Source organism: Campylobacter sp. DY7 (assembly GCF_057802535.1).
In genome coordinates, this window is record NZ_JBYJAU010000009.1 from 1 (window position 1) to 26,097 (window position 26,097).

At 28.4% G+C, this 26,097-nt stretch carries 27 protein-coding genes; 4 read left to right on the top strand and 23 right to left on the bottom strand.

What is annotated here, in order from left to right; all coding sequences use genetic code 11:
* Positions 1-483: 483 nt before the first annotated feature.
* Genes AC1B00_RS06630 through ccoG form a run of 9 tightly spaced genes read right to left on the bottom strand, consistent with a single transcriptional unit; the run spans position 484 to position 11,502 of the window.
* The gene (locus AC1B00_RS06630) at positions 484-1,425 is read right to left on the bottom strand and encodes an asparaginase (RefSeq protein ID WP_488848900.1); all 942 of its coding nucleotides are present in this window, start codon (positions 1,423-1,425) and stop codon (positions 484-486) included.
* Entirely contained in the window at positions 1,418-2,419 is a 1,002-nt protein-coding gene (gene hemE / locus AC1B00_RS06635) for a uroporphyrinogen decarboxylase (protein ID WP_488848901.1), read from the bottom strand. Before hemE ends, AC1B00_RS06630 begins: the two co-directional genes overlap by 8 nt.
* A 9-nt stretch (positions 2,420-2,428) precedes the next feature.
* Positions 2,429-2,953: a YqhA family protein gene (locus tag AC1B00_RS06640; protein ID WP_239816984.1), complete on the bottom strand. Its 525-nt coding sequence runs from the start codon at positions 2,951-2,953 to the stop codon at positions 2,429-2,431.
* Positions 2,954-3,913: a bifunctional diaminohydroxyphosphoribosylaminopyrimidine deaminase/5-amino-6-(5-phosphoribosylamino)uracil reductase RibD gene (gene ribD / locus AC1B00_RS06645; RefSeq protein WP_488848903.1), complete on the bottom strand. Its 960-nt coding sequence runs from the start codon at positions 3,911-3,913 to the stop codon at positions 2,954-2,956.
* 7 nt (positions 3,914-3,920) lie between these two features.
* On the bottom strand, positions 3,921-5,261 hold the full coding sequence (locus tag AC1B00_RS06650; RefSeq protein WP_488848905.1) for a TolC family protein: 1,341 nt from the start codon (positions 5,259-5,261) through the stop codon (positions 3,921-3,923).
* Positions 5,254-8,394, bottom strand: coding sequence for an efflux RND transporter permease subunit (locus AC1B00_RS06655; RefSeq protein WP_488848906.1), 3,141 nt, complete (start codon positions 8,392-8,394; stop codon positions 5,254-5,256). The genes AC1B00_RS06650 and AC1B00_RS06655 overlap by 8 nt, the downstream gene beginning before the upstream one ends.
* 2 nt (positions 8,395-8,396) lie before the next feature.
* Positions 8,397-9,533: an efflux RND transporter periplasmic adaptor subunit gene (locus AC1B00_RS06660; RefSeq protein WP_239816988.1), complete on the bottom strand. Its 1,137-nt coding sequence runs from the start codon at positions 9,531-9,533 to the stop codon at positions 8,397-8,399.
* Positions 9,534-9,589: 56 nt separating this feature from the next.
* On the bottom strand, positions 9,590-10,183 hold the full coding sequence (locus AC1B00_RS06665) for a TetR/AcrR family transcriptional regulator (RefSeq protein WP_275583443.1): 594 nt from the start codon (positions 10,181-10,183) through the stop codon (positions 9,590-9,592).
* Positions 10,162-11,502: a cytochrome c oxidase accessory protein CcoG gene (gene ccoG / locus AC1B00_RS06670; protein ID WP_239818538.1), complete on the bottom strand. Its 1,341-nt coding sequence runs from the start codon at positions 11,500-11,502 to the stop codon at positions 10,162-10,164. Before ccoG ends, AC1B00_RS06665 begins: the two co-directional genes overlap by 22 nt.
* A gap of 147 nt (positions 11,503-11,649) precedes the next feature.
* On the opposite strand from ccoG, the gene rpsU reads away from it, so the two are divergent.
* From rpsU to AC1B00_RS06690, 4 genes are read left to right on the top strand one after another with little or no spacing between them, the layout of a single operon-like run.
* Positions 11,650-11,862 (top strand): 30S ribosomal protein S21, encoded by a 213-nt coding sequence (gene rpsU, locus AC1B00_RS06675; RefSeq protein ID WP_239816989.1) that lies wholly within the window; start codon positions 11,650-11,652, stop codon positions 11,860-11,862.
* A gap of 34 nt (positions 11,863-11,896) precedes the next feature.
* Positions 11,897-12,313, top strand: a complete 417-nt coding sequence (locus AC1B00_RS06680; protein ID WP_336611842.1) for a helix-turn-helix domain-containing protein — start codon at positions 11,897-11,899, stop codon at positions 12,311-12,313.
* An 8-nt stretch (positions 12,314-12,321) separates the two neighbouring features.
* Positions 12,322-12,891: a UPF0323 family lipoprotein gene (locus AC1B00_RS06685; protein WP_488848909.1), complete on the top strand. Its 570-nt coding sequence runs from the start codon at positions 12,322-12,324 to the stop codon at positions 12,889-12,891.
* Positions 12,891-13,364, top strand: coding sequence for a methylated-DNA--[protein]-cysteine S-methyltransferase (locus tag AC1B00_RS06690; RefSeq protein ID WP_488848910.1), 474 nt, complete (start codon positions 12,891-12,893; stop codon positions 13,362-13,364). The genes AC1B00_RS06685 and AC1B00_RS06690 overlap by 1 nt, the downstream gene beginning before the upstream one ends.
* A 69-nt stretch (positions 13,365-13,433) precedes the next feature.
* Here AC1B00_RS06690 and AC1B00_RS06695 read toward each other — a convergent pair whose 3' ends face one another.
* From AC1B00_RS06695 to AC1B00_RS06760, 14 genes are all read right to left on the bottom strand, one after another.
* Positions 13,434-13,718 (bottom strand): metal-sulfur cluster assembly factor, encoded by a 285-nt coding sequence (locus AC1B00_RS06695; protein WP_488848911.1) that lies wholly within the window; start codon positions 13,716-13,718, stop codon positions 13,434-13,436.
* Complete coding sequence (locus AC1B00_RS06700) at positions 13,715-14,839, bottom strand: hypothetical protein (protein ID WP_488848912.1); 1,125 nt, start codon at positions 14,837-14,839, stop codon at positions 13,715-13,717. Before AC1B00_RS06700 ends, AC1B00_RS06695 begins: the two co-directional genes overlap by 4 nt.
* A 9-nt stretch (positions 14,840-14,848) precedes the next feature.
* Complete coding sequence (locus AC1B00_RS06705) at positions 14,849-15,169, bottom strand: hypothetical protein (RefSeq protein WP_239816995.1); 321 nt, start codon at positions 15,167-15,169, stop codon at positions 14,849-14,851.
* Positions 15,170-15,319: 150 nt separating this feature from the next.
* Positions 15,320-16,312, bottom strand: coding sequence for a c-type cytochrome (locus AC1B00_RS06710; protein ID WP_488848914.1), 993 nt, complete (start codon positions 16,310-16,312; stop codon positions 15,320-15,322).
* A 150-nt stretch (positions 16,313-16,462) separates the two neighbouring features.
* The gene (locus tag AC1B00_RS06715; protein ID WP_488848916.1) at positions 16,463-17,083 is read right to left on the bottom strand and encodes a hypothetical protein; all 621 of its coding nucleotides are present in this window, start codon (positions 17,081-17,083) and stop codon (positions 16,463-16,465) included.
* 3 nt (positions 17,084-17,086) lie between these two features.
* Entirely contained in the window at positions 17,087-17,554 is a 468-nt protein-coding gene (locus tag AC1B00_RS06720; RefSeq protein ID WP_488848918.1) for a hypothetical protein, read from the bottom strand.
* Between the two features lie 213 nt (positions 17,555-17,767).
* A complete protein-coding gene (locus AC1B00_RS06725) occupies positions 17,768-18,832 on the bottom strand; it encodes a lysozyme inhibitor LprI family protein (protein ID WP_488848920.1) in 1,065 nt (354 codons plus the stop codon).
* Positions 18,833-18,996: 164 nt separating this feature from the next.
* On the bottom strand, positions 18,997-19,935 hold the full coding sequence (locus AC1B00_RS06730) for a carbon-nitrogen hydrolase (protein ID WP_488848921.1): 939 nt from the start codon (positions 19,933-19,935) through the stop codon (positions 18,997-18,999).
* Positions 19,936-19,937: 2 nt separating this feature from the next.
* Positions 19,938-20,873: an agmatine deiminase family protein gene (locus AC1B00_RS06735; protein WP_239817001.1), complete on the bottom strand. Its 936-nt coding sequence runs from the start codon at positions 20,871-20,873 to the stop codon at positions 19,938-19,940.
* Positions 20,873-21,937 carry a YeiH family protein gene (locus AC1B00_RS06740; protein ID WP_488848922.1) on the bottom strand — a complete coding sequence of 355 codons (1,065 nt, stop codon included), beginning with the start codon at positions 21,935-21,937 and terminating at the stop codon, positions 20,873-20,875. Before AC1B00_RS06740 ends, AC1B00_RS06735 begins: the two co-directional genes overlap by 1 nt.
* A complete protein-coding gene (gene argS / locus AC1B00_RS06745) occupies positions 21,934-23,526 on the bottom strand; it encodes an arginine--tRNA ligase (RefSeq protein WP_488848923.1) in 1,593 nt (530 codons plus the stop codon). The genes AC1B00_RS06740 and argS overlap by 4 nt, the downstream gene beginning before the upstream one ends.
* Entirely contained in the window at positions 23,526-23,756 is a 231-nt protein-coding gene (tatA, locus tag AC1B00_RS06750) for a twin-arginine translocase TatA/TatE family subunit (RefSeq protein ID WP_488848924.1), read from the bottom strand. The genes argS and tatA overlap by 1 nt, the downstream gene beginning before the upstream one ends.
* A 1-nt stretch (position 23,757) precedes the next feature.
* Entirely contained in the window at positions 23,758-24,369 is a 612-nt protein-coding gene (gmk, locus tag AC1B00_RS06755) for a guanylate kinase (protein WP_488848925.1), read from the bottom strand.
* 2 nt (positions 24,370-24,371) lie between these two features.
* Positions 24,372-26,090 carry a hypothetical protein gene (locus AC1B00_RS06760; protein ID WP_488848926.1) on the bottom strand — a complete coding sequence of 573 codons (1,719 nt, stop codon included), beginning with the start codon at positions 26,088-26,090 and terminating at the stop codon, positions 24,372-24,374.
* Between the last annotated feature and the right edge of the window lie 7 nt (positions 26,091-26,097).

The window sequence follows — 26,097 nt, forward strand, 5'->3', positions numbered from 1 at the left end:
CTTAAAAAGTTTAGAAATTAGCTTTTTAATTAATGCTTTTTCTTCTATAAAATCTAAATATTTTTTAGTAATTCCTATTTCAAATTCTTTTAAATTTTAAGCAAAAACTATTGATAATCATTATAAGCTCGGAATAACACCCCAAACACCCCAAACACCCCAAACACCCCAAACACCCCAAACACCCCAAAACCATGCAATAGTTAGAAAAAATATAGAAGTATTTTAAATCTATATTTAAGTATTTAAAAAAAGGAATTTGAAATAGGAATTTGCTTTAAACTTTGCTTTAGCACTTACAAGAATATTTTTAAGAAGTTTGGAAGTTAGCTTTTAGTTTGAATTTGTATAAAACTAATTAATGCTTTTTATTTTATAAAATCTAAAATTGTTTTTAAATTTCTATTTCAAATTCTTTATTCATTTATAAAAAAGCTTTAAGTAAGATATTAAGAATTTGAATTGTTAATTCAAATTCTTAGTTTAATTAAATTGTTGTATTAAATCTTTTATTTGGTCTTTATTAAGCCCTAAACTTAGTGCTACTAAAAGTAAAATTCTAGCCTTTACATCGCTTAAATATTCGCTCATAATTACGCCATTTTTAGCTAAATCTATTTCAGCTCCAGCGTAGCCGTAGGTTTTAAGACCAGTTTTACCACTTTCACATCTACTTGTCATAATTATAGGCTTTTTGATATTTTTTATACATGGCATATTTTTAGCCATTACATGCCCTGCTCCATAACCACTAATCACTATGCCATCGTAATTATCACTAGCAAATTTAAGCAAATCATCATCATAATCAAGGCACATTTTTAGTAAGGCTACTTTTTTGTTTATTTCTTTTAGAAGTTCTAGTTTTAAACGCTTATAAAAATTATTAAATAAATAAAATCTATCTTCTTTAATCTCTCCAACCAAACCACGATTAAAGCTTGTAAATGTCTCTAAGCTAAAGGTATTGCTTTTATGAATAAAATTAGCTGAATGAACACTTTCATTTAATACACATAAAACTCCTAAACCTTTTGCCAAATCGCTATTCGCTAAGATTATTGCACTATTAATATTTGCTAAATAATCACTTCCTAATTCGCTAGGGTTTTTCATAGCACCCGTAAAAATCAAAGGCTCATCTAAATCCCAAAAAAGATTGCAAAAAAACGCACTTTCTTCAAGTGTATCAGTTCCTTGTGTGATTATTACTGCACGAGAGCCTTTTTTGATTTCTTCTTTTGCTAATGCTAAAACTTCTAAAAGCATAGAAAAAGTAATATTTGGACTTGAAATATTGCTAAATGTAATTGCATTTATGTCTTTAAAAGAATTTGTTAAATCATTTGCATTTAGGCTAGGGATTGCTCCCTCGCCACTGCTTAGCATAGAAATTGTTCCGCCTAGTGAAATTAGACTAAGCATTTCTTACGCACTCTATTAGGTATCTTACATTTTCTACAGGAATATCAGGTAAAATTCCATGCCCAAGGTTAAATATATGAGCTTTATCTTTTACTAATTCTTTAATAATACTTACACCATCTTTAATAGCTTGCTTGCTATATAATCTACAAGGCTCAAGATTACCTTGCAATACATAAGGAGTTTTTAAAGCTACTTGAAGTGGTGTGCTCCAATCAACGCCTAAAACATCAATTTTTGCCTCAAGACATTCAATAAATCCGCCAACTCCTTTAGGGAATGCTATTATTGCAATATGTGGATATTTTGTCTTTAAATATTCGGCTAATTCGCTTATATATTTCCAAGAAAATTCTAAATACGCACTAGGTTCAAGCGCATTCGCCCAACTATCAAAAATCTGAATAGCATTTGCTCCTGCTTTTATTTGATTTTCGCAATATTCTTTTAAAACATGAGTTATTTTTGCTAATAGTTTATGCATTAATTCTGGTTCTTGATAAAGCATTTTTTTACTTTTTGCATAAGTTTTTGAGCCTTGCCCTTCTATCATATAAGTTGCAAGCGTCCAAGGTGCTCCACAAAATCCTATTAAAGCTTTATTAGGGGCTAATTTTTCACGAGTTAGTTTTATAGCATCATAAACATAATTAAGCTTAGCGGCTGCTTTTATATCAAGTCTTGCTACATCATCACTATTTGTAATAATCTCATCAAAAATAGGACCTTCACCCGCAGCAAAGCGTAATGGCAAGCCCATTTCAAGTGGCACAACCAAAATATCTGAAAATATAATAGCCGCATCAAAATCTAATATATCAACAGGCTGAAGTGTAACTTCGCTTGCTAATTTATAATCCTTACAAAGGCTTAAAAAATCTCCTGCTTTTGCCCTAGTAGCTTTATATTCAGCTAGGTATCTGCCTGCTTGACGCATCATCCATATAGGCATAACATCACTTTTTTTACCAAAACAAGTATCTATAAAAATCATTTTTGCTCCTTAGTGCTCTTTTTTGTTCTCTTTATGATCGCTCTTGTGTAAAGCCCATAATCCTAAGCAAATACACATAATGCCGATAGCTAGATATAGCATATCAATACTTGAATTAAACTTAAGGTTTAATGCGTGTTGGAAGAAATTAACAACCAAAACCATAACAATAACCTTACCAAGCTTGTCCTTTAGCTCATCTAAGCTATGCACTTCTAAAACTTTGCTTTGTTTATATTGCTTAAACTCTTCAACATCGCTAATAAAAAGCTCATATATTCCAAAAGAAAATATATAAAATACTAAAGCCATTAAATATAAATCAACAGCTCCAACTATCATACTAACAGCTTCTTCGTGAATATCTAAATCAGCTTTTTGAAAATAATAAGAATATGCGATTTTTATAACCTTATAAACATCAAAACTAGCTATAAAAAACAATATAAAAGCACCTAAAAGACCAAAAATTACAGGTAAAATTGTAATAAATCTAGAATTAACTAGAAATTTCTCAAAATACTTTTCTAACATTTATTTCCTTATTTCATAAAATCCGAATTGCTGAAATTCGTGGGGCTTATTATAAAAATCTTTTGTAGTGCTTTGATAAATAGGGCTTAAACTTAGCTTAAAATCACTTGAATTATTATAGGTAGAATTTCCTTGTTGTAAAAATAACCAATCTATTTGATTTTTAAAAAGTTCTAAGGCATTAAAGCCACCTTCTATCATTGCAAATTTTATATTTTTTGCTTTTAATTCTTCTTTTAGATTTAAAGGGTTTTTGCCAAATTCTACGCTTCTATTTGCTTTAAAAATATTAAGGAATTTGAATTCGGAATTTGGATTTTGAAAATGTCTTGAGAATATTAATAAATTAGGAGCTTTTTTGCTAGTTGAAAATCTTGCATCAAGCATAGGATTATCAAGCCTTAAAGTATTTCCACAAATTATTAAAGTATCAAGCTTTGAGCGAATTTCATGAAAATAAGCTCTTAAATATTCATTACTGATTGAGCCTTCATTATTAAAATTAAGATTAATTGCAAGTTTAAATAAAATAAAAGGCTCATTTTTAAGCCAAAATTTAAATGGTTTTATAAGCTCATCGCATTCATCTTTTAATACGCCTAAAACCACATTTATACCTGATTTTCTAAGCTCATTTATTCCGTTTTGACTCTCATCACTTGAGCCTATAAAAACTTCTTTAACACCATATTTTATAAGTAATTCATGACAAGGTGGGGTGCGACCTTGCTTACTGCAAGGCTCTAAAGTAACATAAAAAGTGCTATCTTTTAATGCATCTTTTCCATAATTTTCAAGTATTTCATTAACACAAAGCCTTTCAGCGTGAAATGTGCCAGCAGCTTTATGTGCTTTAATAGATAAAATCTTGCCGTATTTATCTAAAACTAGACATCCTACGGCAGGATTTGGATAGGTTAAAAATTGATATTTCCAAGCCTCTTTTAAGGCTAGGCTCATATAAAAATCATTTCCTAAACTCAAGCTCTCTTACTCCAATAGCTTTATAAGCATCAATTCCAGCAGTAATTTTGCCTAGTCTTAAATCTATTTGCTCCATTAAGCTATTTTGTAAGGCTCTTTCGCTATCTAAGAATTCTAAAAAGCTTATTTCTCCTTCACTAAATTTAAGCTTATTAAACTCATAAATTTCTTCTTCAAGCTTGATAATTGCGTCATAATCTTTTAGTTTTAATTCTGCGTTGTTGTATTGTAAAATCGCATCTTCAATTTCTTTTAATGCTGTTTTTACAACCTTTTCATAAGTTAAAACCGCATTATCTTGAGATAAATTAGCTCTAATTACTTGCTCATCTGTTTCGCCTAAATTAAATAAAGGCTGTAAAAGATTTGCACTGATTGTGCCTATTGGATCTGAAAATACCTTATGAGTATCTCCACTTGTGCTAATTCCTGCTCCTATTGTAAATGTAGGAAAGAAATTATCCCAAGCAATTTTTGCATTATTATGAGCTATTTTTACATTCAAAATTGCTTTTGCAATATCAGGGCGATTTGTCATCACTGAGCTAGGAACTGATTTTGGCATAACAAAATCATCTAATAAATCATTTGCGTATTTGATTTCTTCTTTTTGTTGATTTAGACCATAAACTAAAATATTTAAAGAATTTTCATATAAATCACGCTCAAGCTTTAAGCTTCTTAATTTTGTTTGATTTAAGCTAGCTTGCTCTTTTGTTTGCAAAAGAACTGATTTTGTAATAAAGCCTAATTTATATTGCTCTTCTTTTAGTTTTAAAGTCTTTTCATAGCTTTTTACAAAGTCTTCTAAAATCTCAATTTTTTTATTTGTTGCAACGATTTTATAATAAAGATTAGCAATACTAAAACCTATTGTTTGATAAGTGCTTTCTACATCAATTTCGCTTATATTTGCACTAAATAAAGCATTTTCTTTTGCTTTACCAAGCTTATTTAATAAATCAATTTCATAAGATAAATTAAGCCCTAAAGTATGCCCGTAAATAGGTTTTGAATTATTAGCAATTCTTTCATTTGCATTTAAGCTTAAATTAACGCTAGGCTCTCTTTTAATTCCTGCACTAACAAGGTTTGATTCAGCGATTAAGAGATTATTTAAAGCCATTTTAACATCTTCGTTATTTTCCATTGCTATTTCTATCAAGCGATTTAAATTATCATCTTTTCCTAAAGCTCTCCAATTTTTTATCTCAAATTTTGTTTGAGTATCTAAGTTGTTTGGAGTTTTTAACTCATAATTATTTACACTAGAGCAAGATATTAAAAATAAAGCAGCAAAGCTGCTTAAGATAATTTTATTCATTTGTTTTTCCTTTTTTTCTCTTCAAGAAATCATTAAAACTTTCAAGCATATAGAAGAATAACGGAACAAATAAAATAGATACACTTGAAGCTACAATAATTCCACCAACAAGCCCAGTGCTTAGTGCATGTCTTGCAGCACTTCCTGAGCCTTCACTAAATACTAAAGGCAATATTCCTATACCAAATGCTAAAGAAGTCATAATAATAGGTCTAAATCTAAGTTTAGCTGCTTTAATAGCTGCATCTTTTGTATTTAAACCATGCTTATATTTTTCTTCCATAGCAAACTCAACTATTAATATAGCATTTTTTGCACTAAGACCTATTAATAATAATAGACCTATTTGAAAATATATATCGTTATCTATACCCCTTAAATAAGTTGCAGCAAGTGAACCAAATACAGCAAAAGGAACTGCAGTAATTACTGCTAAAGGCATTAGCCATCTTTCATATTGAGCTGCAAGAATTAAGAATACAAACACCATTCCTAAAGCAAAAGCAGTTGAGCCTGAACCACTAGAATTTACTTCTTCATAAGAACTTCCTGCCCAAGCATAAGAATATTCATCTTTATTCATAGTCTTATTGAATACATCAACAATTGCTGCGATTGCATCACCACTCGTATAGCCTGCAGCTGGACTTGCTGTAACTTTTACAGCAGGGAAGAGATTAAATCTAGTTACTGAAAATGGTGCAACACTAGGCTTAATATCAACTACACTTGCTAAAGAAATACTATTTCCTTCATTATTTTTTACATAAATATTTTCAAGGCTTGATTTTTTATTTCTAAAATCTTCATCACCTCTTACATTAACTTGGAAGTTCTTACCTAAAGCTGTAAAATCATTAACATAAACAGAGCCAAAAATTAGATTTAAGTTAGTATATATATCACTTAAACTAAGGCCTAAAATTTTAGCTTTTTTCTCATCAACGCTTACTTTTAACTCAGGATAATCAGTGCTTAAAGTTGTTCTTGCTTGTGTTAATTCAGGTCTTTTTGAAGCCTCTGCAAGTAAAACATCTATATCCTTTTTAATTTCTTCATAGCTTTTACCTGATTTATTTTGCACATACATTTCAAAACCACCAGTAAGCGATAAGCCCATAATCGGTGGTGGGTTTAAGAAAAACGCAAATCCATCAGGGTCAAGCCACATATTTTTCATCCAAGTATTTGCTAAGTTTTGACTATCTCCATTAATACCTAAGTCTTTTCTATCTTTAAAATCTTTTAAAGTAATAAATGAAATTCCTGCACTTGTAGATAATGCAGAGCTTTCAACATCAAAACCATTAAGAGAAATCATACTTTCTACTGCAGGATTTTCCTTAACCATATTGTAAATTTTATTATTGAAATTAATTGTTTTTTCTAACGAACTTGCTGATTTTAATTGTGATAAAACTAAAATAGCACCCTTATCTTCACTAGGAACAAGCGAACTTGGAATAATCTTAAGTAGTGCAAAAATCCCATAAAAGAATATCGCTACAACTATTAAGCTAGGAATTATATGGCGTAAAACTTTTGCCACTGCTGCTCCAAATAGCCCAGTACTCCAGTCAAAAAAGTCATTAAATTTTTTAACTAAATAAAACGGCTTATCTTCATGATCTTTTAACAATAATCCGCATAAAGCAGGAGTTAGAGTTAATGCAACAAAACCTGAAATACAAACTGAAATTACAAGAGTAATTGCAAATTGTCTTTGGATTTGTCCAACGAAACCATCTAAAAATGAAACAGGAATAAATACAGCACTTAAAACCAAAACAATAGAAATAACAGGTCCTGTTACCTCATCCATTGCTATTTTTGTAGCTTCTCTTACATCTTTAGTAATTCCACTTCTAAACACACGCTCAACGTTTTCAACCACAACAATAGCATCATCAACAACAATTCCTATGGCAAGAACTAGTGCAAAAAGCGTAATTAGGTTTATTGTAAAACCAAAAAGATATAAAAACGCAAAAGTTCCAAGTAGTGATACAGGAACTGCAATTAGTGGAATAATAGTTGCACGAAGGTTTTTTAAGAACATATACATAACTATTAAAACAAGTAAAATTGCTTCAATAAAAGTATGAACAACTTCATTAATACTATCCTTAACGAACTCGGTTGTATCATAAGGCATATCGTAAGCAATGCCACTAGGGAAGAATGCACTTAGTTCTTTTAACTTATCATTTACAGCTTGCGCTACTGCAATTGCATTTGCACCTGATTTTAGATTAATCATTAATGGAACCATTTTTTTACCATTATTAAGACCTGTAAAGCCGTAGTTTTTAGAACCAATTTCAACTCTAGCTATATCTTTTAAATATAAAATATTTCCATTAGGAAGTGCTTTGATTATGATATTTTCAAAATCACTAACTTTACTTAATTTTCCTTTTGCACTCATTGAATAAACAAATGGACTTACTTCTTCTAAAGGTAAATCACCCATGCTTCCTGTTGGATATTGTGAGTTTTGCTCTCTTATAGCAGCACTTACTGCTGCAGGTGTTAAGTCATATTTATTTAATTTACGAGAGTCTAGCCATATTCTCATTGAATAATCTTTAGAGCCAACAACATCAACGTTTCCAACTCCATCAATTCTTCTTAATTCATCAGCAATATTTAATGTAGCATAGTTGCTAAGATAAATCTCATCACGACTTTCATCAGGAGAATAAATACTAATAACTGCTAAAATACTAGAGCTTGATTCGCTAACATTAACGCCTAATTTTTTAACTTCTTCTGGCATTTTTGCTGATACACTTTGAACTCTATTATTTACATCAATTAATGCTTTTGATGGGTCTTTCCCTACTTTAAAATATACGTTCATTAGCATCAAACCACTTGAGCTTGAGCTTGAACTTATATATATCATATCTTCAACACCATTTATTGCGTCTTCTAAAATACTTGCTACATTTTGAGATAAAGTAGCTGCATCAACGCCTGAATAACTTGCACTAACCCTAATCGTTGGAGAAGTAACATTAGGATATTCTTCAATAGGCAAGCCTTTCATTCCTAAAATACCGGCAATAGTTATAATGATTGAGACAACTATCGCAAAAACAGGTCTATAAATAAAAAATTTAGAAAACATTTTTATTCCTTAGTTGGCTCTTTTGAAGCTTGTTTTTGCATCATTGCACCAAATTCTGCTTTTGTAGCAACTTTTGCACCTGGATAAATCTTCTTATAATTATTTAAAATAAGTTCATCATCAACTTTTAAACTACTATTGCTAGCATCAATTACTGCTATTTTTTCATCATCAAAAATAGTTTTAACATGAATTTGTTTTGCAGTATTTTTGTCTTTTATAAATACATAATAACCATCTATATCTTGTAATAAATTTTCTTTACTAATTACTAAAGAATTTGCTTGAGTAATTTCGCTAAGCTTTAAACTTACGAAAGTTCCTGCACTTAATTCCTGATTTAAATTCTTAAATACCGCATAAGCTTTTGTGCTTGCTAATTCATTATAATTTGATACAAACTCAACTTCGCCTTCATAAGTTTTGCCATTTAAAATAAAACTTGCTTTAGCTTTTTTTAAATCGTTATTATTTCTTTTGATTTGTTCCATATTTGTATCTGATATAAAAAATGTTGCTTTTAAATTATCTTGATCTACTATTTGAACTAGCTTTGTATTATTTGCAACTGCATAACTTCCTATATCAATCAATGATGCTTGTAAATATCCATCAAAAGGAGCTTTTACGCTTGTATAATCATAATTTAATTTAGCTAGTTTATAAGATGCGTTTGCTTTATTTAAACTTGCTTTTGCACTCTTATATGCTGCTTCTTTTGCATCAAATTCCTTTTTAGATACTGCTTTTTTATTGTATAAATCTTTGGTTCTATTAAAATCAGCACTTGCATTCTCATAGTTTGCACGAGCAACACTAATATCAGCTAAAGCTAAATCTAAATTTGCTTTATATTGCTCATCATCAATTTTATATAAAACAGTTCCTTTTTTTACAAAATCACCATCTTTAAAAAGTATTTCTTTAATCTCGCCAGAAACTTTAGGCAAAACAACTACATCTTTACTTGCTTCAAGTTTTGCTGCGTATTCGTAGTAAATACTAGCATCCTCTAAACCTATCTTTTTTACATCAACTATTGATGGTGGCATTTCTTGCTTTTTTTGTTCTTTGTTTTCACCACAAGCTGCGAAAAATAACATACTTGCAACAAGACTTAATTTAATAATTTTCTTCATAAAATTTCCTTGTTATGATTTAAAATGTAATTATAATTACATTAAAGTAAATGAAATTACCTAATAGCTCGTAAAAATAATATATTTACATTTTTTACATGCTCACTTAATTCAGCTTTTGAAAATGTTTCTTTTGAGTTAAAAATCAAATCAAATATTTTATTGCTTCTAATCATAGAACAATACAAATTCGCTAAATCATAAGCACTAATTTCTTCTAAAACCTTTTTATCTATTTTTTGCTCAAATACCATGCACAAAAATCTAACAATCACATCTTTATCAGCCTTTGCACATTCTCTTTTCACAATTACATCTTTATAGGTTCTCTCAAGCACAAGCCTTAAAAACTTAGCATTATCCTCGCCTACAAAAAAATTACAATACTCATTACCAAAAACTTCCAAAAATTCAGGTAAATCTAAATGTATTTTTGAAGCGATTATATCCTTTAAATTATCAAGCCTTGTGTCTGCTCTAAATTTTAAAGCTTTTAAAAATAGATTGTTTTTATTTTCAAATTTTTTATAAATTGTAGCAAGTGAGCCGCCAGTAATTTTAACTATATCGTTTAAACTTGTATTTTCGTAGCCCTTCTCTAAAAATAGTTCAAGGGCTACTTTCAAGATTACTTCTTCTTTTCCTTCCATTTTTTCTCCTTAGGATAAATAAATATTGTATCTTGTATAGTAAATACTTTTTCATCATCTAAGGCATAAGCTTTTAGCTTGATATGTTTGTGGTGTTTTTTAACTTTTTTATTTTCGCTACTCAAAACAACTATTTGTTTTACTTTCTCACCAGCTTTAACTCTAAAATCTTTCTTTGGCTTTATTACTTTTATATCATCATCAAGTGATTGAATATAAAATCTATGGTCTTTATCGCTAGTATTATGAAATAAAACTAAATAAGCATTATTTACAATTTTTCCATCATCTTCTAAACTATAAAGCTCTGTTGTTCTATTGATATTTAAAAGCATTGTTTCTTTATGTTCTGCTTTATATACTAAACCAATAAACATAGCGATTAATACTACAACATAAATAATAGTTCTAGGTCTTAAGAAATTATATTTTTCTTTAGTCTTAATCTCTTTTGTGCTAGACCATGATATTAATGAAGGGCGATTAAATCTAGCTTGAACGCTAGAACATGCATCAGCACACTCAAGACAATTAATACAATCAAGTTGCATTCCTTTTCTAATATCAATATGAGTTGGGCATACTTTAACACAAGCTTCACAACCTATACATTCTCCACCCACAGGTTTTTTGCTAACTTTTAAGCCATCTTTATAGATTATTCCGCCACGACTTTCATCATATATAACGCTTTTTGTATCATTGTCAAACATTACACTTTGAATTCTTGCATAAGGACAAATATAAGCACAAAAATTCTCTTTAATATAAGTAATATCAAAAGTAATAAATAAAGATAAAAAGAATAAAATACCGATTAATATTAAATGTTCGCTTGGCTCTTTTATATAAGCAAAGAAATCTTCAGGCGGTATAAAATACCATAAGAAGTTACTAGCTGCAATTATACTAATAGGATAAAACAATGCAACACTAAAAATCTTAGCAAATATTTTATCTCTTGCATTATTTTGCTTATTTTTTCTTCCACCATAGAGTTTAAATATTTTTGTTTGTATTAAATCTCTAAAAATTACTCTAAATATTGTTTGAGGACAGCTCCAAGCACACCAAACTCTACCTAAAAGATTTGTAATAAAAAATATAAAAACAAACATCATAATAAGTAAAAAAGGCATTAAATAAAGTTCATTTGTATTAAAAGATACAAAGAATAAATTAAGCATTTTCTTATCAAAACTTAATAAAAAAAGGTGATTACCATTAATCCTTATAAAAGGAGTAATGAAGATAATACAGGTTAAAATAGCATAAAAAACTACGCGTTTTTTAAAATAATTAGTAATTCTTAGCATAATCTCTCCTTAAATTTAACTTAATTTGTAAGTTTAAGATAATTCTAGTCTTTTAAAGTTAAGAATATTAAATTAAAAATAATTTTGTTTATTTACAATTTTTTTATAAATTAGCATTTTTTAATTTTACAACGAAAGGAAGTGATTGCCGTGCCAGGGATTAAAGTTCATAATAACGAATCTTTTGACGAGGCTTATCGCAGATTTAAAAAGCAAACTGATCGTAACCTAATCGTAACAGAAGTTAGAGCAAGACGCTTTTTTGAACCTATGACTGAAATTCGCAAAAAGCAAAAAATTTCAGCTAGAAAGAAAATGCTAAAACGCCTATATATGTTAAGACACTACGAAGCAAAGCTTTAATAAAAAGGGGTTCGCCCCTTTTTAAAGGTTAGTAATGAAACTTTTAGTAAAAGACGCTGCAAAATATCTAAATATAAGCAAGGAAGCCATTTATAATAGAATTAGAAGAGGCTCATTAAAATCAATCAAAGAAGATAACAAAACTTATGTAATAATAGAGCAAGAACAAAATAGCGTAGCTATTAAAGATGAATTGTTAGAGCAAATTAGAATTCTAAAAATTAGTAACGAAGAATTAAGAAAAGAAAACGAAGAATTAAAAAATAAAGTTAATCTACCAGTAATTATAAAAGCAAAATGGATTTTAATAGATGAATATTTATTAAAATTTAAGAAAAAAAAGCGTGAAAAAATCAAAAAATATTTAATATCAAGACTTTTTAAAAGCAAAAGAATAAAGCTAGAAAATAATCAAGTTTTCATAAGAAACAAAAAACTATCAAAGATTTAGGAGGATATATGTTTAAGAATTTAAGTAATCTAAGCTATAAAGCAACCTTTGCAGCAATTAGTGCTGGTGCATTACTTAGTGCTTGTGGCGGTGAAGAGCAAAATCAAAACAAGGCTCAAGGTTCGTTTTTAATCATAGAAGAATATGCGCCTAAACAATATAGAATTAAAGATGAATTCCCAAGCGATGAAACAAGAGTTGTTTTAAAAGAGCTCAATGGAAATGAAAGAGTTTTAACTAAAGCTGAAATGGATGAGCTAATAAAAGCTGAAAATGCTAAAATTGAAGCTGGAAAAAGCTCACTAACAAATGAAAGCATAAGCTCAAATCATTCATTAGGAGAAGTTTTACTTAGCTCTGTTGCAGGTGCAATCATAGGCTCTTGGATAGGAAATAAATTATTTGGCAATTCACATTTTAATGCAAACAAAGCTACTCATTATCAAAACCCAAGTGCTTATCAAAGAAGCGTAAATAGCTTTAAAAGCACAACCGCAACTAGTGCTAATAAAAGTAGTGGATTTTTTAAAAATAGCGGAAGTAGTAGCTCTACTAAAAGTAGTGGCTTTGGCTCTTAATGTATATTCAAACACTAAAATTAAAAGATTTTGTAATATTAATAAAAGCTAATGATGAATATTTAATCTCTATTGATATTACAAATCTAAAAAGCCTAAAAGATAAACCAAATCATATTACTAAGCTAGCAAAAGATGAATTGCAAAATTATTTTAATGGTAAAAAATATGATTTTTCAAATATCAAGCTAGATTTAAGTAAATTCTCAGAATTTAGTCAAAATGTATTAAATGAATTAAAAAACATACCTTATGCAACAACAATAAGTTATAAAGAATTAGCCTTTAGAATAGATTCTAAAGCTTATAGAGCAGTTGGAACTGCCTTATCAAAAAATCCTTATTTAATCATTCTACCTTGCCATAGAGTAATTCGCTCTGATGCTAGTTTAGGAAGATTTACTTGCGAAGTCTCAAATATGAAAGAATTTTTAAATAAACACGAACAAAAATATAAAAGCACAAATATTTAAGCAAAAACACAAGAATTTAAAATAGGAATTAAAAGTCTAATTCCGAATTCAAATTCTTTGTAATTTATATTAAAAACTTAAAGCCTTTTTAACCTCATCACTAGCCATTTCAATACTCCAAGCAGGCTCAAAAACTAGATTAATTTCTACATCTTCTACTACTTTACTAACGGCATTTTTAACCCAAGTTATTAATAAATCATGCATAGGGCATGATTTAGTTGATAAAGTCATTGTGATTTCGCATTTATTATCACTTAATTTTATATCGTAAATAAGCCCTAAAGCCAAAATATCAAAGCCAACTTCAGGATCAATTACACTGCTAATTGCATCAATTATTTGCTTTTTCATTTAAATCTCCTTATATAAGTAAAAAAATTAATCACATTAATAAAAAGCCCTATTAATAAAGCTATATATAAATAAACTAAAGGCTTAAAATAAAGACTAAAAACCAAAGCAATATTAATAAACATAGTAAAATACGCTACCTTACCTAAAACCATATCACTTAATAAAGGGACTTTGCATTTGCCAATTAGCTTTGAAATGAAGTGATACCAAATCAAAAAAGGCAAAATCTTATAAACATGAGCGATAATAAATGGCAAAATACAAGAAAATATTAATAATCTTAAAGCCATTGCAAAATCATTTAAAACAAATTCATATGAAGCCAAAATTGCCCCAACACTTGCAAAAACTATATTTAAATTCCAATAATCCCTAGCCTTTCTAGTCCTTAAATACAAAATATACAAGCACCACAAAACAAAGGCTAAAAATGAAAAAACAGCTATAAATTTATTAAAAAATGCAAAAAAATATGAAATAAAACTAAGCCATAATAAATAATTTTTATGTTTATGAGTTAGTGCAAACATAGGCAAAAGAACACTAGCAGCTCCAATGCAAATAAACAAAACAAAGCCAAGCATAAAATAAATATGCAAATTTAAAAACAATTCATATTCTAAAGCGATTGAGCCATTTATAATAAATACTAAAAAAACCGCACAAATTAAACCTAAAGCTAAAAACAAAACACCTAAAAATAAAGCACTTTTAGCTATATTTTTAAAATCAAAAAATGATAATTTAAATAAAATAATAAAATAAAAAACACATAAAGCTACTAAAATTACGCATACTTTTAATAATTCATAATTTAAGGTAATAAAAGCATAAATCATAAAAGCTAGGCTTATATTTGTTGCTAAGGCTATCATAAATACGCCCTTTATACCGATAAATGCTTTTTCATAAATTACTGAGCTTAGCTGATACAAGCTTCCTATTATTATATTTAAACTAAATCCAGCGAAAAAACAATGCAAAAATGCCTTAAATGAATAAGAATAAAAATCATCACTCGCATAAGAAAACAAAAATATTAAAGCAAACAAATAGCAAAATGCCATTATAAAATAAATCGCCACCACTTTAAATGGTGGAGCAAAAGCGTTTAACATAATTAATCCTTAAGGATGATCTTTACAAGCTTCATCAAAATTATCATGCTCTTTAATTTTTGTAAAAACTAACCAAAATAAGCCATCTTTTTGAGTAGTTTCAATCTCATAATAAGGCTTAACGCTAGGAAGTAATCCTAATGGATTTTTGTGATTTAGCATGATTAATTTTTGATTTGGCTTTAAGCTATTAAGCCCTACTCTTGCATTTATCATAGGCTCAGGCGGCATACATTTACTACTATCAAATGCTAAATATTCATCATTTTCATAAAAATCAACAGTAGCATTTGCTAAACTTACTTTTTTCCAAGATTTAAAATCAAACATTTTTTCTCCTTTTTTATTTTGCATTGTAAAAAAAGTTTTAAAAATTAATTTTGATTTTCATCAATTTTTGAAAAGTAATTTAGAAAATTAATTTCCGAATTCAAATTCTTTGCAGTTTTAAGGAATTTCAATGAAGAAATTCCTTTAATATCATTTCGCTTTACTTACCTTACCCATTTCAATATATGGTCCAAATCTATGCTCATTTACATCAAAATCATCATCATAAGGTGGCACATCCATATCAAGTGGCTTTGTTCTTCTATCAGGAAAATCAGCTTCACGATTAGCCTTTATAGGTCTTTGTTTTGAATTAATATATGATGCTACATCAAAGGCTTCTTCATCACTTAAAGTTGCATCTCCTTTTGGCATATTGCCTTTAATATACTGAGCAGCTTTTATTAATCTATACATACCAGCACCAGTATTATAGCTATCATCTCCCCAAAGTGCAGGATATACATAATATCCACCCCTTTGTTCATCATTTACAACACCTTCTCCGTTTTCACCATGACAGGCTGAGCATTTATCTTCATAGATAGCTTTACCTTTTTTAGGGTCTGCTGCTCTACTTAATAATTTTATTTTGGTAAGTCCTTGCCCTTCAACCTTAGCACCCACAGGAACACCTTGGCTTAAATAGTGCATATAAGTTACCATTGCTTTCATCTCAGGCGAATTAATAGGTAGTGGCTTACCATTCATAGAGCGTTCCATACAGCCATTTATTCTATTTTCAATGGTTGCGATTTGATCGCCTCTTGCTAAATATTGTGGAAATCTAGCATAAATGCCTACATATCCAGCTTCATAAGGCACGGTTCCACCTGCTGCATGACAACTACTGCAAGATAGATTATTTCCTGCATATCTTTTGCTCTCATCTTTTGCTTTTGGACCTATGTAATACGAAGTTTCATTCATTATTTTATTACCTAAAATTACAGCTTCAATATATTTTGAACCCTTTGGCAATTTGCTCTCATCTAAATATCCATCATCATCCATAGCACTTGGCACTACCCAAGGAACTACTTTTGGCTCTTGTCCGGTGGCTGATTTTATCTTTGCTACACTTGGGTCAATTGCAAATACAGCTGATGATAATAAAAGTATAAAACTTAATTTTGTTTTCATAACTTCTCCTTAAATTGATTTATTAAATCTTAAAAAATCTATGTGAATTTTTTGTGAAAAATGGGGCGAATTTAGAAAATTTATTACAAAGATATTACAATTTTACAAAAAATAAATAAAACAAAAAGAATTTGAAATAGGAATTTGAAATTAAAGTTTTTCATAAATATAACCATATTTATGAAAATAAATTTTAAGCTCTTTTATATTGATATTATGATTATCTTTAAAATACTTTTCAAGCTCGTGATATTTTTCAATGCTTAAGATATTTATAATCTTTTCATCTTGCAATAACATTACCGAGTCCATTACCTTATAGTGTTTTAGTTTAAGCGTAAATATATAATAAAATAATTTAAGAATAAAATTTATAAAGTATTGCAAGATAGTAGCAGGCAATAAAAAAAGCCATAAAATTTGAATTACTTCATGGGGTTTTTGCGATTTATGATGAACTACCGAAAAGCTTTTGTATATCTTAAAAGGCTTATTTAAATCAATACTTTCTAGTACTTCACCATTATTTAGATAATTAATGGTATTTTTAGTAATTATGATTTCTCTTTTACACTTTACAAAAGGTCTTATGTAAGGTAGTGCTAAAAATGGCATAATTATAAAAACATTTCTATGAAGTGAAGTGCTAGGATTATCTGTTAGAAAATATGCAATATAACTTATTATCATACAAACAAAAGCAGGTAAAAAATCAAAAATTGTATTAATATCCTTGATAATTACCGGCTCTTTATCATAATCTCTTTGCATATATTATTCTTTTATTATCTCATCTATTACATATACTTTATAGTCTTCTTCAATTTCGCCCCAAGCACCAGCTACATTATAAACAACTAATATTTCTTTAAGAAGATTTATAACTTCTTTTTCGCTTAATAATTCATTGTTTTTAATATCAAAAATACTCCAAACTTTATCATATAAAACACCATCTATTGTTATATCAAAATCATAATCAAGTATAACTTCAATCAAATTGCCTTTATAATATAAAACCCACAAGCCTTTACTAAGTCTTGCTCGCTCTAATTCAGGGTCTAAAAAATTATAAGCTTGCATTATAAAACAATCTAATTCCTCATCTATTACTATTCTTTTTTCATCAGGCAACATACGATTTTGCTTATAATATAAGCTATCTGTATAATTGCAAAAAATATCTGTCATTTTATATTTTTCATCAAGTTCTTTTGTAACTACTGCGTTCTTAAAAGCCATTATTTCTCCTTAATTTTAAAATTTATTGATTATATCAACTATCAATTTAAAATAATTTTATGCTTATTAAAATATTTCTAATTCCTATTTCAAATTCTCATAATTTTTTAAGGAATTTGAAATAGGAATTAGAAGTTTTATAATTACTTTGTTATGAGATTTGTTTTTGTCTATATAATTCTAATATTTATAAAATCACCATTTAAATCTAATCTAAAATTTGCCATGTTTTTTTAGATTTATTTCACAACCAAAAATTTTAAATTTATTACATCTATCAATAGTTTTTTCTGAATATGGTTGATAAATTACATTAGATACCATATCTAAAATATCAATAAAAGTTATATTATAATAACTGTCATATCTAATATGATTTAAATTATTAAATTTATGATAATTTAAAATATAATCACTACCCTTATACTCTATAATAAAAGTTTCTTTTGCTTCTTCGTAATATTTATTTGACATTTTCATTTTATTAGAATTTTTTAAAAGTTCTAATAGATTTTTATTCTTCATAGGATGATTGCAAAAATCTTTTTCTATAAATAATATATTTCCAATTTCACCTGATAAAGCTAAGTAATTTTTATCATCTAAAACTACATCACTTATAGTTATACTTTTATGTTTTTCTATGTATTTTTTACCTTTAATTTTACTTATAATATAAAGCTCATTATTTTTATCAACTTCTATAAAACGATAACTGACATTATCATTGCTATCATCTGAACTATAATCTTTTATATACTTATAAACTTTTCTATCAAGCCCTAAATCCCAGCAGTATTTAAGAGTATCTTTTACTTCTTGGCTTGCGTAAGGCTTAGCATCTACAATTTTTGGCTTTATTTTTATATCCTTATATCTAAAAAAATCTTGCCAAAAATTATTGAGTTTTAGTAATTTTCTACATTTTTCTGGCTCATCAATAAATCGTCCATGCTCATATCGCATATAGTTATCTTTATTGCATTCTATTGAGTTTTCTTGAATTATTTTTATATGTTCTATTAGTTCTTTAGGATAGGTTTTTGAGTTTTCAAGACTAGTGCTAAGCTCTTTTATTCTAGCTTTATAAGAACTTATAATGCAATTATTATCATCTTTGCAATTATTAATGCTTTTTAAAAATTCATCTTGGTCTTGTCTTATTTCTTTTGTAATATAAGGAAAGTTTTTATAAATACTATCTAGCTCTATTTTTAACTTATTTATTTGATATGAATAAATATTTGTAATTAGTAAAATCATTAATATTTTAAACATAACTCTCCTTTATTTTTCATATCATAGCATTTATTTAATAAAGTATTAAAAATCTTTATCAAATTTAATTATTTACTACTTTTTGTGAATATGAAATTCCTGTTTCAAATTCCTTAAATTTTAATGGAATTTGAATTAGGAATTAGGAGTTGGTTTAAAGTGTTTTAATCTTTTATAGCTCTTTTGGTTAAGTCATTATAGTGTTCAATTCTTCTATCTCTTAAGAATGGCCACCAGCGTCTTATTTGCTCGCATTTTTTCATGTCAATTTCAATCACAATTTCTAGCTCATCGCTTGTATTACTTCTAAAGATTTCTTTGCCTTGAGCGTCATAAATAAAGCTATTACCCCAAAAATCAATTCCATTTTTAGAGTTTTCTTTGCTTTGTTTAGTGTGAGTTGCTTCATCTTGAGTAACGCTACTTTCTCCGCTTAAAGTTACATCTTCAAAGCCCACACGATTAACCCCAACTACTGGCAAGCAATTTGCTATCGCATGACCTCTTTGAACCCCTAGCCAAGCGTTTAATTGATCTTGCATGGTTTCATTATCATCACTAACGCCGTTTTCATAAAGCCAACCAATAGCCGTAGGATATATCAAAATTTGTGCGCCATCAAGTGCCATAAGTCTTGCAGCTTCAGGATACCACTGATCCCAGCAAACAAGCACGCCTAAGCGACCTACACTTGTATCTATCGCTTTAAATCCTAAATCTCCTGGGGTAAAATAAAATTTCTCATAAAAGTGCGGATCATCTGGTATGTGCATTTTACGATATTTACCTGCAATAGAGCCATCACTTTCAAAAACCACTGCTGTATTATGATATAAACCTTCTAGGCGTTTTTCATATAAAGAAGTTACTAAAACCACTTTATTTTGCTTTGCAACTTCACTCCAAAACTTCAAATCATCTTCATAATTTGCTGCTAAGTCAAAATTATTTGTATTTTGAACTTGGCAAAAATAAGCATTTTGGTGTAATTCTTGCAAAATTACTAATTTTGCTCCCTTGTTTGCTACATTTTTTATTTTTTCTTTAGTGATTTCTCTCATATTTTCACTATATTTTTGAGATACAAGTCCGATTTTTAACATAATCAATCCTTAAAAATATTCATACAAGAACAATGAAGTGAGCCATTTTGTCTTACAAATACAAGTGCATTTACCATTATGATTTCATGATTTGGTAATGCAGCTTGTAATTTTTCTTTTACGATTTCATCGTTTTTATCATCATAACAAGGAATTATTAAAGCATTATTTACAAAAACGAAATTAGCATAAGTGCAGCCTAATCTTTTTCCTTCATAATACTTTTTGCTAGGAATTGGTAAAGAAATTAAATTATATTTTGTTTTCTTAAGCTCGTCTTCCATTGCTTTTAAACTTGCGTAATTTTCATCGTTTAAATCTTCGCAAGAACTATAAGCTATGGTGTTTTCATCAATAAATCTTGCTAAAGTATCCACATGAGAATCCGTATCATCGCCTATAATAACGCCATTTTCAAGCCATAAAACTTCGCTAACCTTTAAATGCTCTTTTAAGGTATTTTCAATTTCTTCTTTGCTAAGTTTGTTACGATTATCGTTTAATAAACACTCGCTTGTAGTTAGTAATACCTTACCATTCGTATCAATACTGCCACCTTCAAGAATAAAATCAATCTTCTTTAAATCCTTTTTAAGATAGTTTTTAAACAAACTTTCATTAAAAGCATTATCAAGATTTGAGCTAAATTTATTACCCCACGCATTAAAGATAAAATCCAAATTATTATCAATAGGACCAAAATCTCTTATCCAAGTATCATTTGTATTAAAGCAATAAAACTCAATATTATCAAGCTTTTTAAACTCAGTTAAATCAGCACTTTCGTGATGAACTAATAGCACCTTACAATGTTTAGAAATTGCCTTTGCAAAATCTAAATAAGAGCTTAAAATCTCTTCTAAATAAGGCGACCAATCACTATTTTTGTGCGGTAACGCAAGTAAAATATATTCACATTTTTGCCATTCTGCTCTCATTAACAAAACACCTTTATATAAGCATAAGCTGAAACTATTAGCCAAACGCATAAAATAATAGCCATAATGAATGGTTTAAGACCAGCTTTGCTTAACATATCCTTTCTTATATTTACTCCAAGTGCAACCATACTAAGACTTAGTAAAAATGTATCAAATACGGCTATATTTGGTTTTATTACACTTAATGCAAAATCAGTATTTAAAATAGGCATACTAGATACACCACAAGCTATTAAAAACCATATAGCAAACCAAGGAATTTGATTTAGGAAACTGCCGTTTTTTTCTTCTTTTTTAAAACCAAAACTAAGCATTATCAAAAACGGAACAAGCATTAAAACTCTTACCATTTTTACAACAATACTACTAGTAGCACCCTCAGCACCTATGCTTGAACCAGCACCAACCACATGTGCGACTTCATGTAAAGTCCCACCTACTAAAAAGCCAAAAAGTCTTTCATCTAAAGCAAAAAAACTTTGTGTTAAAGGCAAAAGAAACATTCCTAAACTACCAAAAACAACAACAGTGCAAACCGCAACCCCAACTCTAGCAGAACCACCTTTAAGCACACTTTCACTTGCCAAAACTGCAGCAGCTCCACAAATACTAGAACCACTCGCAATTAATGCTGATTGCAAAAAGTCTATTTTTAAAATTTTTCCAACTAATAAACCAAAAAAGAATGTAGAAAATACAATAAAAGCAGCAAGCCCTACCCCACTTAAGCCTATGCTCTCAATATCACTTAAAGATATTCTAAAACCATATAAAATAATTCCAAGTCTTAAAACTTGCTTAGTGCAAACCCCTAAAGCTCCTGTTTTTTTAAGTAAGCTTACATTGTGATGTGCGAAATTTCCAATAACAGCTCCCAAAACAACTGCAATTATTAAAGCTGATATTCCAAATTTCTTAAAAAAACTAAGCTCTCCTATAGCATAAGAACAAAATGCTAAGACTATTAAAACTACATAACTTTCTATTTTTTTACTTTTATAAATTTTATTAATCCCCAAAGCTACTTGCTCTGGGGATTTATTGTGTTTTTTATGGCTCATTCTTTTTCCATTCTTGTTAGAGCGTTAATTCCTATTAAATCAAAACCTGTTTTAATACTTAATGCCACTTGAGCAAAAATCTTTAAATATTGCTCTTCATTTTCATGACCTACTACTCTGGTTTCATTGTAGATTTTATGAAATGAGCTTGCGATTTGTTTTAAATAATCGCAAACCTTAGAAAGAGTTCTGCTATTAAAGGCATCTTCTAAAACATCATTTAAAGTTAAAGAATCAAACAATAAATTAAGTGCATTTTCATCATTAAAATTACTTAAATCAACATTAATCACATCATCAAAGCTCTTATTTGCTTTTGCAAAAATTTGATGAATTCTAGCATGTGCGTAGTTTATATAAAATACTGGGTTTGAGCTATCTTGTTTTTTAAACTCATCAACATCAAACTCAAGCGGGCTATCACAACGCTTGCTTATAAAAATATAACGCAAAGCATCTGCTCCAATATCTTCTAAAACATCGCTAAATAAAATTACATTACCTTTTCTTTTACTCATTTTATAAGGCTGACCATTTTTTAGCAAATTAACCATTTGAGCAAGTATTACTTCAAGATTGTTTGCATCATGACCTAAAGCACTCATTGCAGCTTTTACACGAGCAATATATCCATGATGATCTGCTCCCCAAATATTAATCACCTTATCATAGCCTCTACTTAATTTATCGTCATGATAAACAATATCAGCTGCAAGATAAGTGCCTCTTCCATCTTCACGCACAATTACTCTATCTAAATCATCGCCGTATTTAGTAGATACTAAGAATAATTTACCTTCTTTTTCATAAGTTGCATTAGCATTTTTAAGCTTGTTTAGAGTTTCATCTAATTTAAAATAATAAGAAGTTTCGCTTACATAATTATCAATTTTAATTCTTGCATTTGCTAATGTTTGCTTTATTTCTTTTAAAACTTCATCTTTAGCTAAACTTGCAATTTCAGCTTTTTTACTCTCGTAATCGTTTTTAAATTCTTCATAAAATTTAAAAGCAAGCTCTTGCATATATTCGCCACCATAAAAGCTTTCTGGATATTCAACCTTTTCTTTTAAAACAAAATCTTTTATAGCTAAAATTACACTAGTTCCTAATAAATCTATTTGATTTCCTGCATCATTTACATAATACTCGGTATCAAATGTATAGCCTAAATGTTTTGCAATTCTATTTAAACTATCTCCATATATAGCACCCCTTGCATGACCTATATGAAGTGGTCCTGTTGGGTTTGCGCTTACATATTCAAGTAGTATTTTATAATCTTTCTTAGGACTTTTTGCAAAATCTTTAGGATTATTTAAAGCGTTTTTACATAATTTATCTAAAAATTCATTTGATAATTTGAAATTAACATAAGCATTAACAGCTTCAACACTACTAAAAATATCGCAATTTTTAAGCTTGTTTGCAAAATCTTGAGCTATTTGATTTGGAGATTTTCTAAGCTCTTTTGCAAAGCTAAAACACGGCATTGCAAAATGAGCTAAACTTCTGTCTTTTGGACTTTCTAAACTAAAGTTACAATCTAATTCTTTACTTAAATATTCTTTAACACTATCCTTTAGCATTAGGCTTTTTGCTCGCTTTTTATTTCATTAGCCTCTGTTTTTTTTGTATTATCAGCTAATTCATCAACTTCATTAATGCTTTTTGCTGGAGCATCATCAGCCATTTCTTTTTTGAAAGTTTTAATTCCTTTTCCTAAGCCTTTTGCAAGTTCAGGTAATTTCTTACCGCCAAATAATAACACTATTACAAGTAAAACTATAATCCAGTGCCATCCGCTACCTATTCCCATTTTATTCTCCTTTTTTCCATTCTGAAATAAATTTTTTGATATCTTTATTTAACACTTTTAAGTTTGCTGCTTGGTAAAGCAATTTAAGTTCTTTATAAGCTTTATCTAAATCATCGTTAATTATAAAAAAGTCATATCTTCCGATAGCTTGAACTTCTGCTGTTGCATTATGAAGTCTTTTTGATATTACATCTTCGCTTTCTGTCCCACGAGATACCAAACGCTCTTTTAATACTTTCTCATTCTCAGGACTTATAAAAACTGATAAAAAGTCTTTACCTAATTTATCTTTAACAATTCTAAAACCTTGAACATCAATATCTAAAATAACATTTTTACCATTTTCTAAAGCATCATATATTGGTTTTAATGGTGTTCCGTAATAATTACCATGAACATTTGCATATTCTAAAAACTCATCATTCTTAATTCCTAATTCAAATTCTTCATGGGTTAAATAATAATAATTTACACCTTCTTTCTCGCCTACTCTAGGAGCTCTAGTAGTAGCTGATATAGAAAAATAAAAGTCATTATAATCTTGTGCTAAACGCTCTAATAGGGTGCTTTTGCCCGCACCACTTGGGCCTGATATTAATAAAATTCCTGCCATAATTAATCTTTAAAACTTATGTTAATTGATATATTTATATCTTTTATACGATTTTTAGTACTCTTAGTGCTATTTATAATAGCTTGATTTACTGCCTTTGTTACATTCTCGCTAACTTCGCTTATATCATCATCTGAACTAACTTCAATATTATTCATTATTTCATTTTGCTTAGCTTCTTCTTTGCTTATTATAGGTTCATCTGAAGATATTTCTTCACCTAAAGCTTTTTTAATTTCAATTTCGTCTAATTCATCAAAATCGCTCACTTGCTCTTCTCCTATTTCATTTTTTTCTTTTAAATCTTCTAATTTTATCTCATCGCTAATTAAATCACTTTCTTGAATATCCAAATCATTAGCTATAATTTCTTCTTCAATATTATTATCATCTTCAAATTCTTTTAATTCGCTATCAAAATCATTTAAATTTTCAAAGCCTTCATTGTTTGCATTTTCTTCATCAATATTGGCTAAATCTTCATTGAAATCTAATTCTTCGCTTAATTCTAAATTACTTTCATCTTCTAGTAATTCTTCGCTTAAATTATCAAAATCTTCAGCTAAATCAAATTCTCTATTTGCTAAATCTTCATTTAATACTTCTTCATCTAAATTAAGTTCTTCTTCTAAATTTGATAATTTCATATCTTGATTAGTATCTAAATCATCTAAACTTAAATCTTCATCTAAATTAAAATCATTATTTATTAAATCATCTTTTATTTCTAAATCTTCGCTTAAGTCTAAATTATTATCAACATCAAGTAATTCTTCATTTAAATCTAAATTTGTTTCTAAATCATCGCTTAAAATTGTTTCTTCTAATTTATCATCATCTTGCAATAAATCTTCATAATCTCTTCTTAATTCTTCAAAGCTTTCTGGCATTGAAAAATCATCTAAATTATGTAAATCATTCAATTCATTTGATAATTCTTCATTGCTTAATTCGTTTTCTTCTAAATTATCAAATTCATTGTCTAAAGCTAGTTCTTCATCATTAGAAATACCCAAATCATTTTCTAAAATATTTTCTTCTAACTCATTATTATTTAAATCTTCTTCTAAAAAGTCTAAATTATCATCTAAAGGCTTATCTAAATTCTCTTCATTTAATTCTAAAGAATTATCCTCTAGCTCTTTGCCATTATCATCGTCTAAAATATCTTCTAAAGAATCATTTTCTAAATCATCTAAATTTATTGGGTCTTCTTCAAAATTATTTTCTAATTTTTCTTCAATTTCTTCTAAAGTATCTAAATCATTAAATTCAAAATCTAAATCATTTTCTAATTTATTCTCATCTAAAAATGAAATATCTAATTCATCGTTAATATCATCAACTTTAAAATCTTCTAAATCAATAGTATCATTTAATAAATCAATGTTTTCTAATTCATCATGTATATTTAATTTTTCTTCTTTAAGTTCATCTTTAAAACTATTTATTAAATCTATAAAATCAGTAGGTAAAAATGGCTTATGAATTACTAAAGCTTCATCACTTGTTTCGTTTTTAGGTAGTAATAATATAAGTTTTTTTGATATCTCTTTGCATTTATTAATATCAATATCACACTCACTATCAGCTATTATAATATCGCACTCTTCAAGACCTTCAACACTATCTATTTCTTTATAAACAATATTTAATTTTTGCAAACTAAGACTAATCAATCTTGAAATTGCTGGATTTTTGTTTATTAATATAGCTTTCATTTCACCT

Coding starts and splice junctions, on each gene's coding strand:
- AC1B00_RS06630 (WP_488848900.1), bottom strand. CDS start 1,425: ATGCTTAGTCTAATTTCACTAGGCGGAACAATTTCTATGCTAAGCAGT.
- hemE (WP_488848901.1), bottom strand. CDS start 2,419: ATGATTTTTATAGATACTTGTTTTGGTAAAAAAAGTGATGTTATGCCT.
- AC1B00_RS06640 (WP_239816984.1), bottom strand. CDS start 2,953: ATGTTAGAAAAGTATTTTGAGAAATTTCTAGTTAATTCTAGATTTATT.
- ribD (WP_488848903.1), bottom strand. CDS start 3,913: ATGAGCCTAGCCTTAAAAGAGGCTTGGAAATATCAATTTTTAACCTAT.
- AC1B00_RS06650 (WP_488848905.1), bottom strand. CDS start 5,261: ATGAATAAAATTATCTTAAGCAGCTTTGCTGCTTTATTTTTAATATCT.
- AC1B00_RS06655 (WP_488848906.1), bottom strand. CDS start 8,394: ATGTTTTCTAAATTTTTTATTTATAGACCTGTTTTTGCGATAGTTGTC.
- AC1B00_RS06660 (WP_239816988.1), bottom strand. CDS start 9,533: ATGAAGAAAATTATTAAATTAAGTCTTGTTGCAAGTATGTTATTTTTC.
- AC1B00_RS06665 (WP_275583443.1), bottom strand. CDS start 10,183: ATGGAAGGAAAAGAAGAAGTAATCTTGAAAGTAGCCCTTGAACTATTT.
- AC1B00_RS06680 (WP_336611842.1), top strand. CDS start 11,897: ATGAAACTTTTAGTAAAAGACGCTGCAAAATATCTAAATATAAGCAAG.
- AC1B00_RS06685 (WP_488848909.1), top strand. CDS start 12,322: ATGTTTAAGAATTTAAGTAATCTAAGCTATAAAGCAACCTTTGCAGCA.
- AC1B00_RS06690 (WP_488848910.1), top strand. CDS start 12,891: ATGTATATTCAAACACTAAAATTAAAAGATTTTGTAATATTAATAAAA.
- AC1B00_RS06695 (WP_488848911.1), bottom strand. CDS start 13,718: ATGAAAAAGCAAATAATTGATGCAATTAGCAGTGTAATTGATCCTGAA.
- AC1B00_RS06700 (WP_488848912.1), bottom strand. CDS start 14,839: ATGTTAAACGCTTTTGCTCCACCATTTAAAGTGGTGGCGATTTATTTT.
- AC1B00_RS06705 (WP_239816995.1), bottom strand. CDS start 15,169: ATGTTTGATTTTAAATCTTGGAAAAAAGTAAGTTTAGCAAATGCTACT.
- AC1B00_RS06710 (WP_488848914.1), bottom strand. CDS start 16,312: ATGAAAACAAAATTAAGTTTTATACTTTTATTATCATCAGCTGTATTT.
- AC1B00_RS06715 (WP_488848916.1), bottom strand. CDS start 17,083: ATGCAAAGAGATTATGATAAAGAGCCGGTAATTATCAAGGATATTAAT.
- AC1B00_RS06720 (WP_488848918.1), bottom strand. CDS start 17,554: ATGGCTTTTAAGAACGCAGTAGTTACAAAAGAACTTGATGAAAAATAT.
- AC1B00_RS06725 (WP_488848920.1), bottom strand. CDS start 18,832: ATGTTTAAAATATTAATGATTTTACTAATTACAAATATTTATTCATAT.
- AC1B00_RS06730 (WP_488848921.1), bottom strand. CDS start 19,935: ATGTTAAAAATCGGACTTGTATCTCAAAAATATAGTGAAAATATGAGA.
- AC1B00_RS06735 (WP_239817001.1), bottom strand. CDS start 20,873: ATGAGAGCAGAATGGCAAAAATGTGAATATATTTTACTTGCGTTACCG.
- AC1B00_RS06740 (WP_488848922.1), bottom strand. CDS start 21,937: ATGAGCCATAAAAAACACAATAAATCCCCAGAGCAAGTAGCTTTGGGG.
- argS (WP_488848923.1), bottom strand. CDS start 23,526: ATGCTAAAGGATAGTGTTAAAGAATATTTAAGTAAAGAATTAGATTGT.
- tatA (WP_488848924.1), bottom strand. CDS start 23,756: ATGGGAATAGGTAGCGGATGGCACTGGATTATAGTTTTACTTGTAATA.
- gmk (WP_488848925.1), bottom strand. CDS start 24,369: ATGGCAGGAATTTTATTAATATCAGGCCCAAGTGGTGCGGGCAAAAGC.
- AC1B00_RS06760 (WP_488848926.1), bottom strand. CDS start 26,090: ATGAAAGCTATATTAATAAACAAAAATCCAGCAATTTCAAGATTGATT.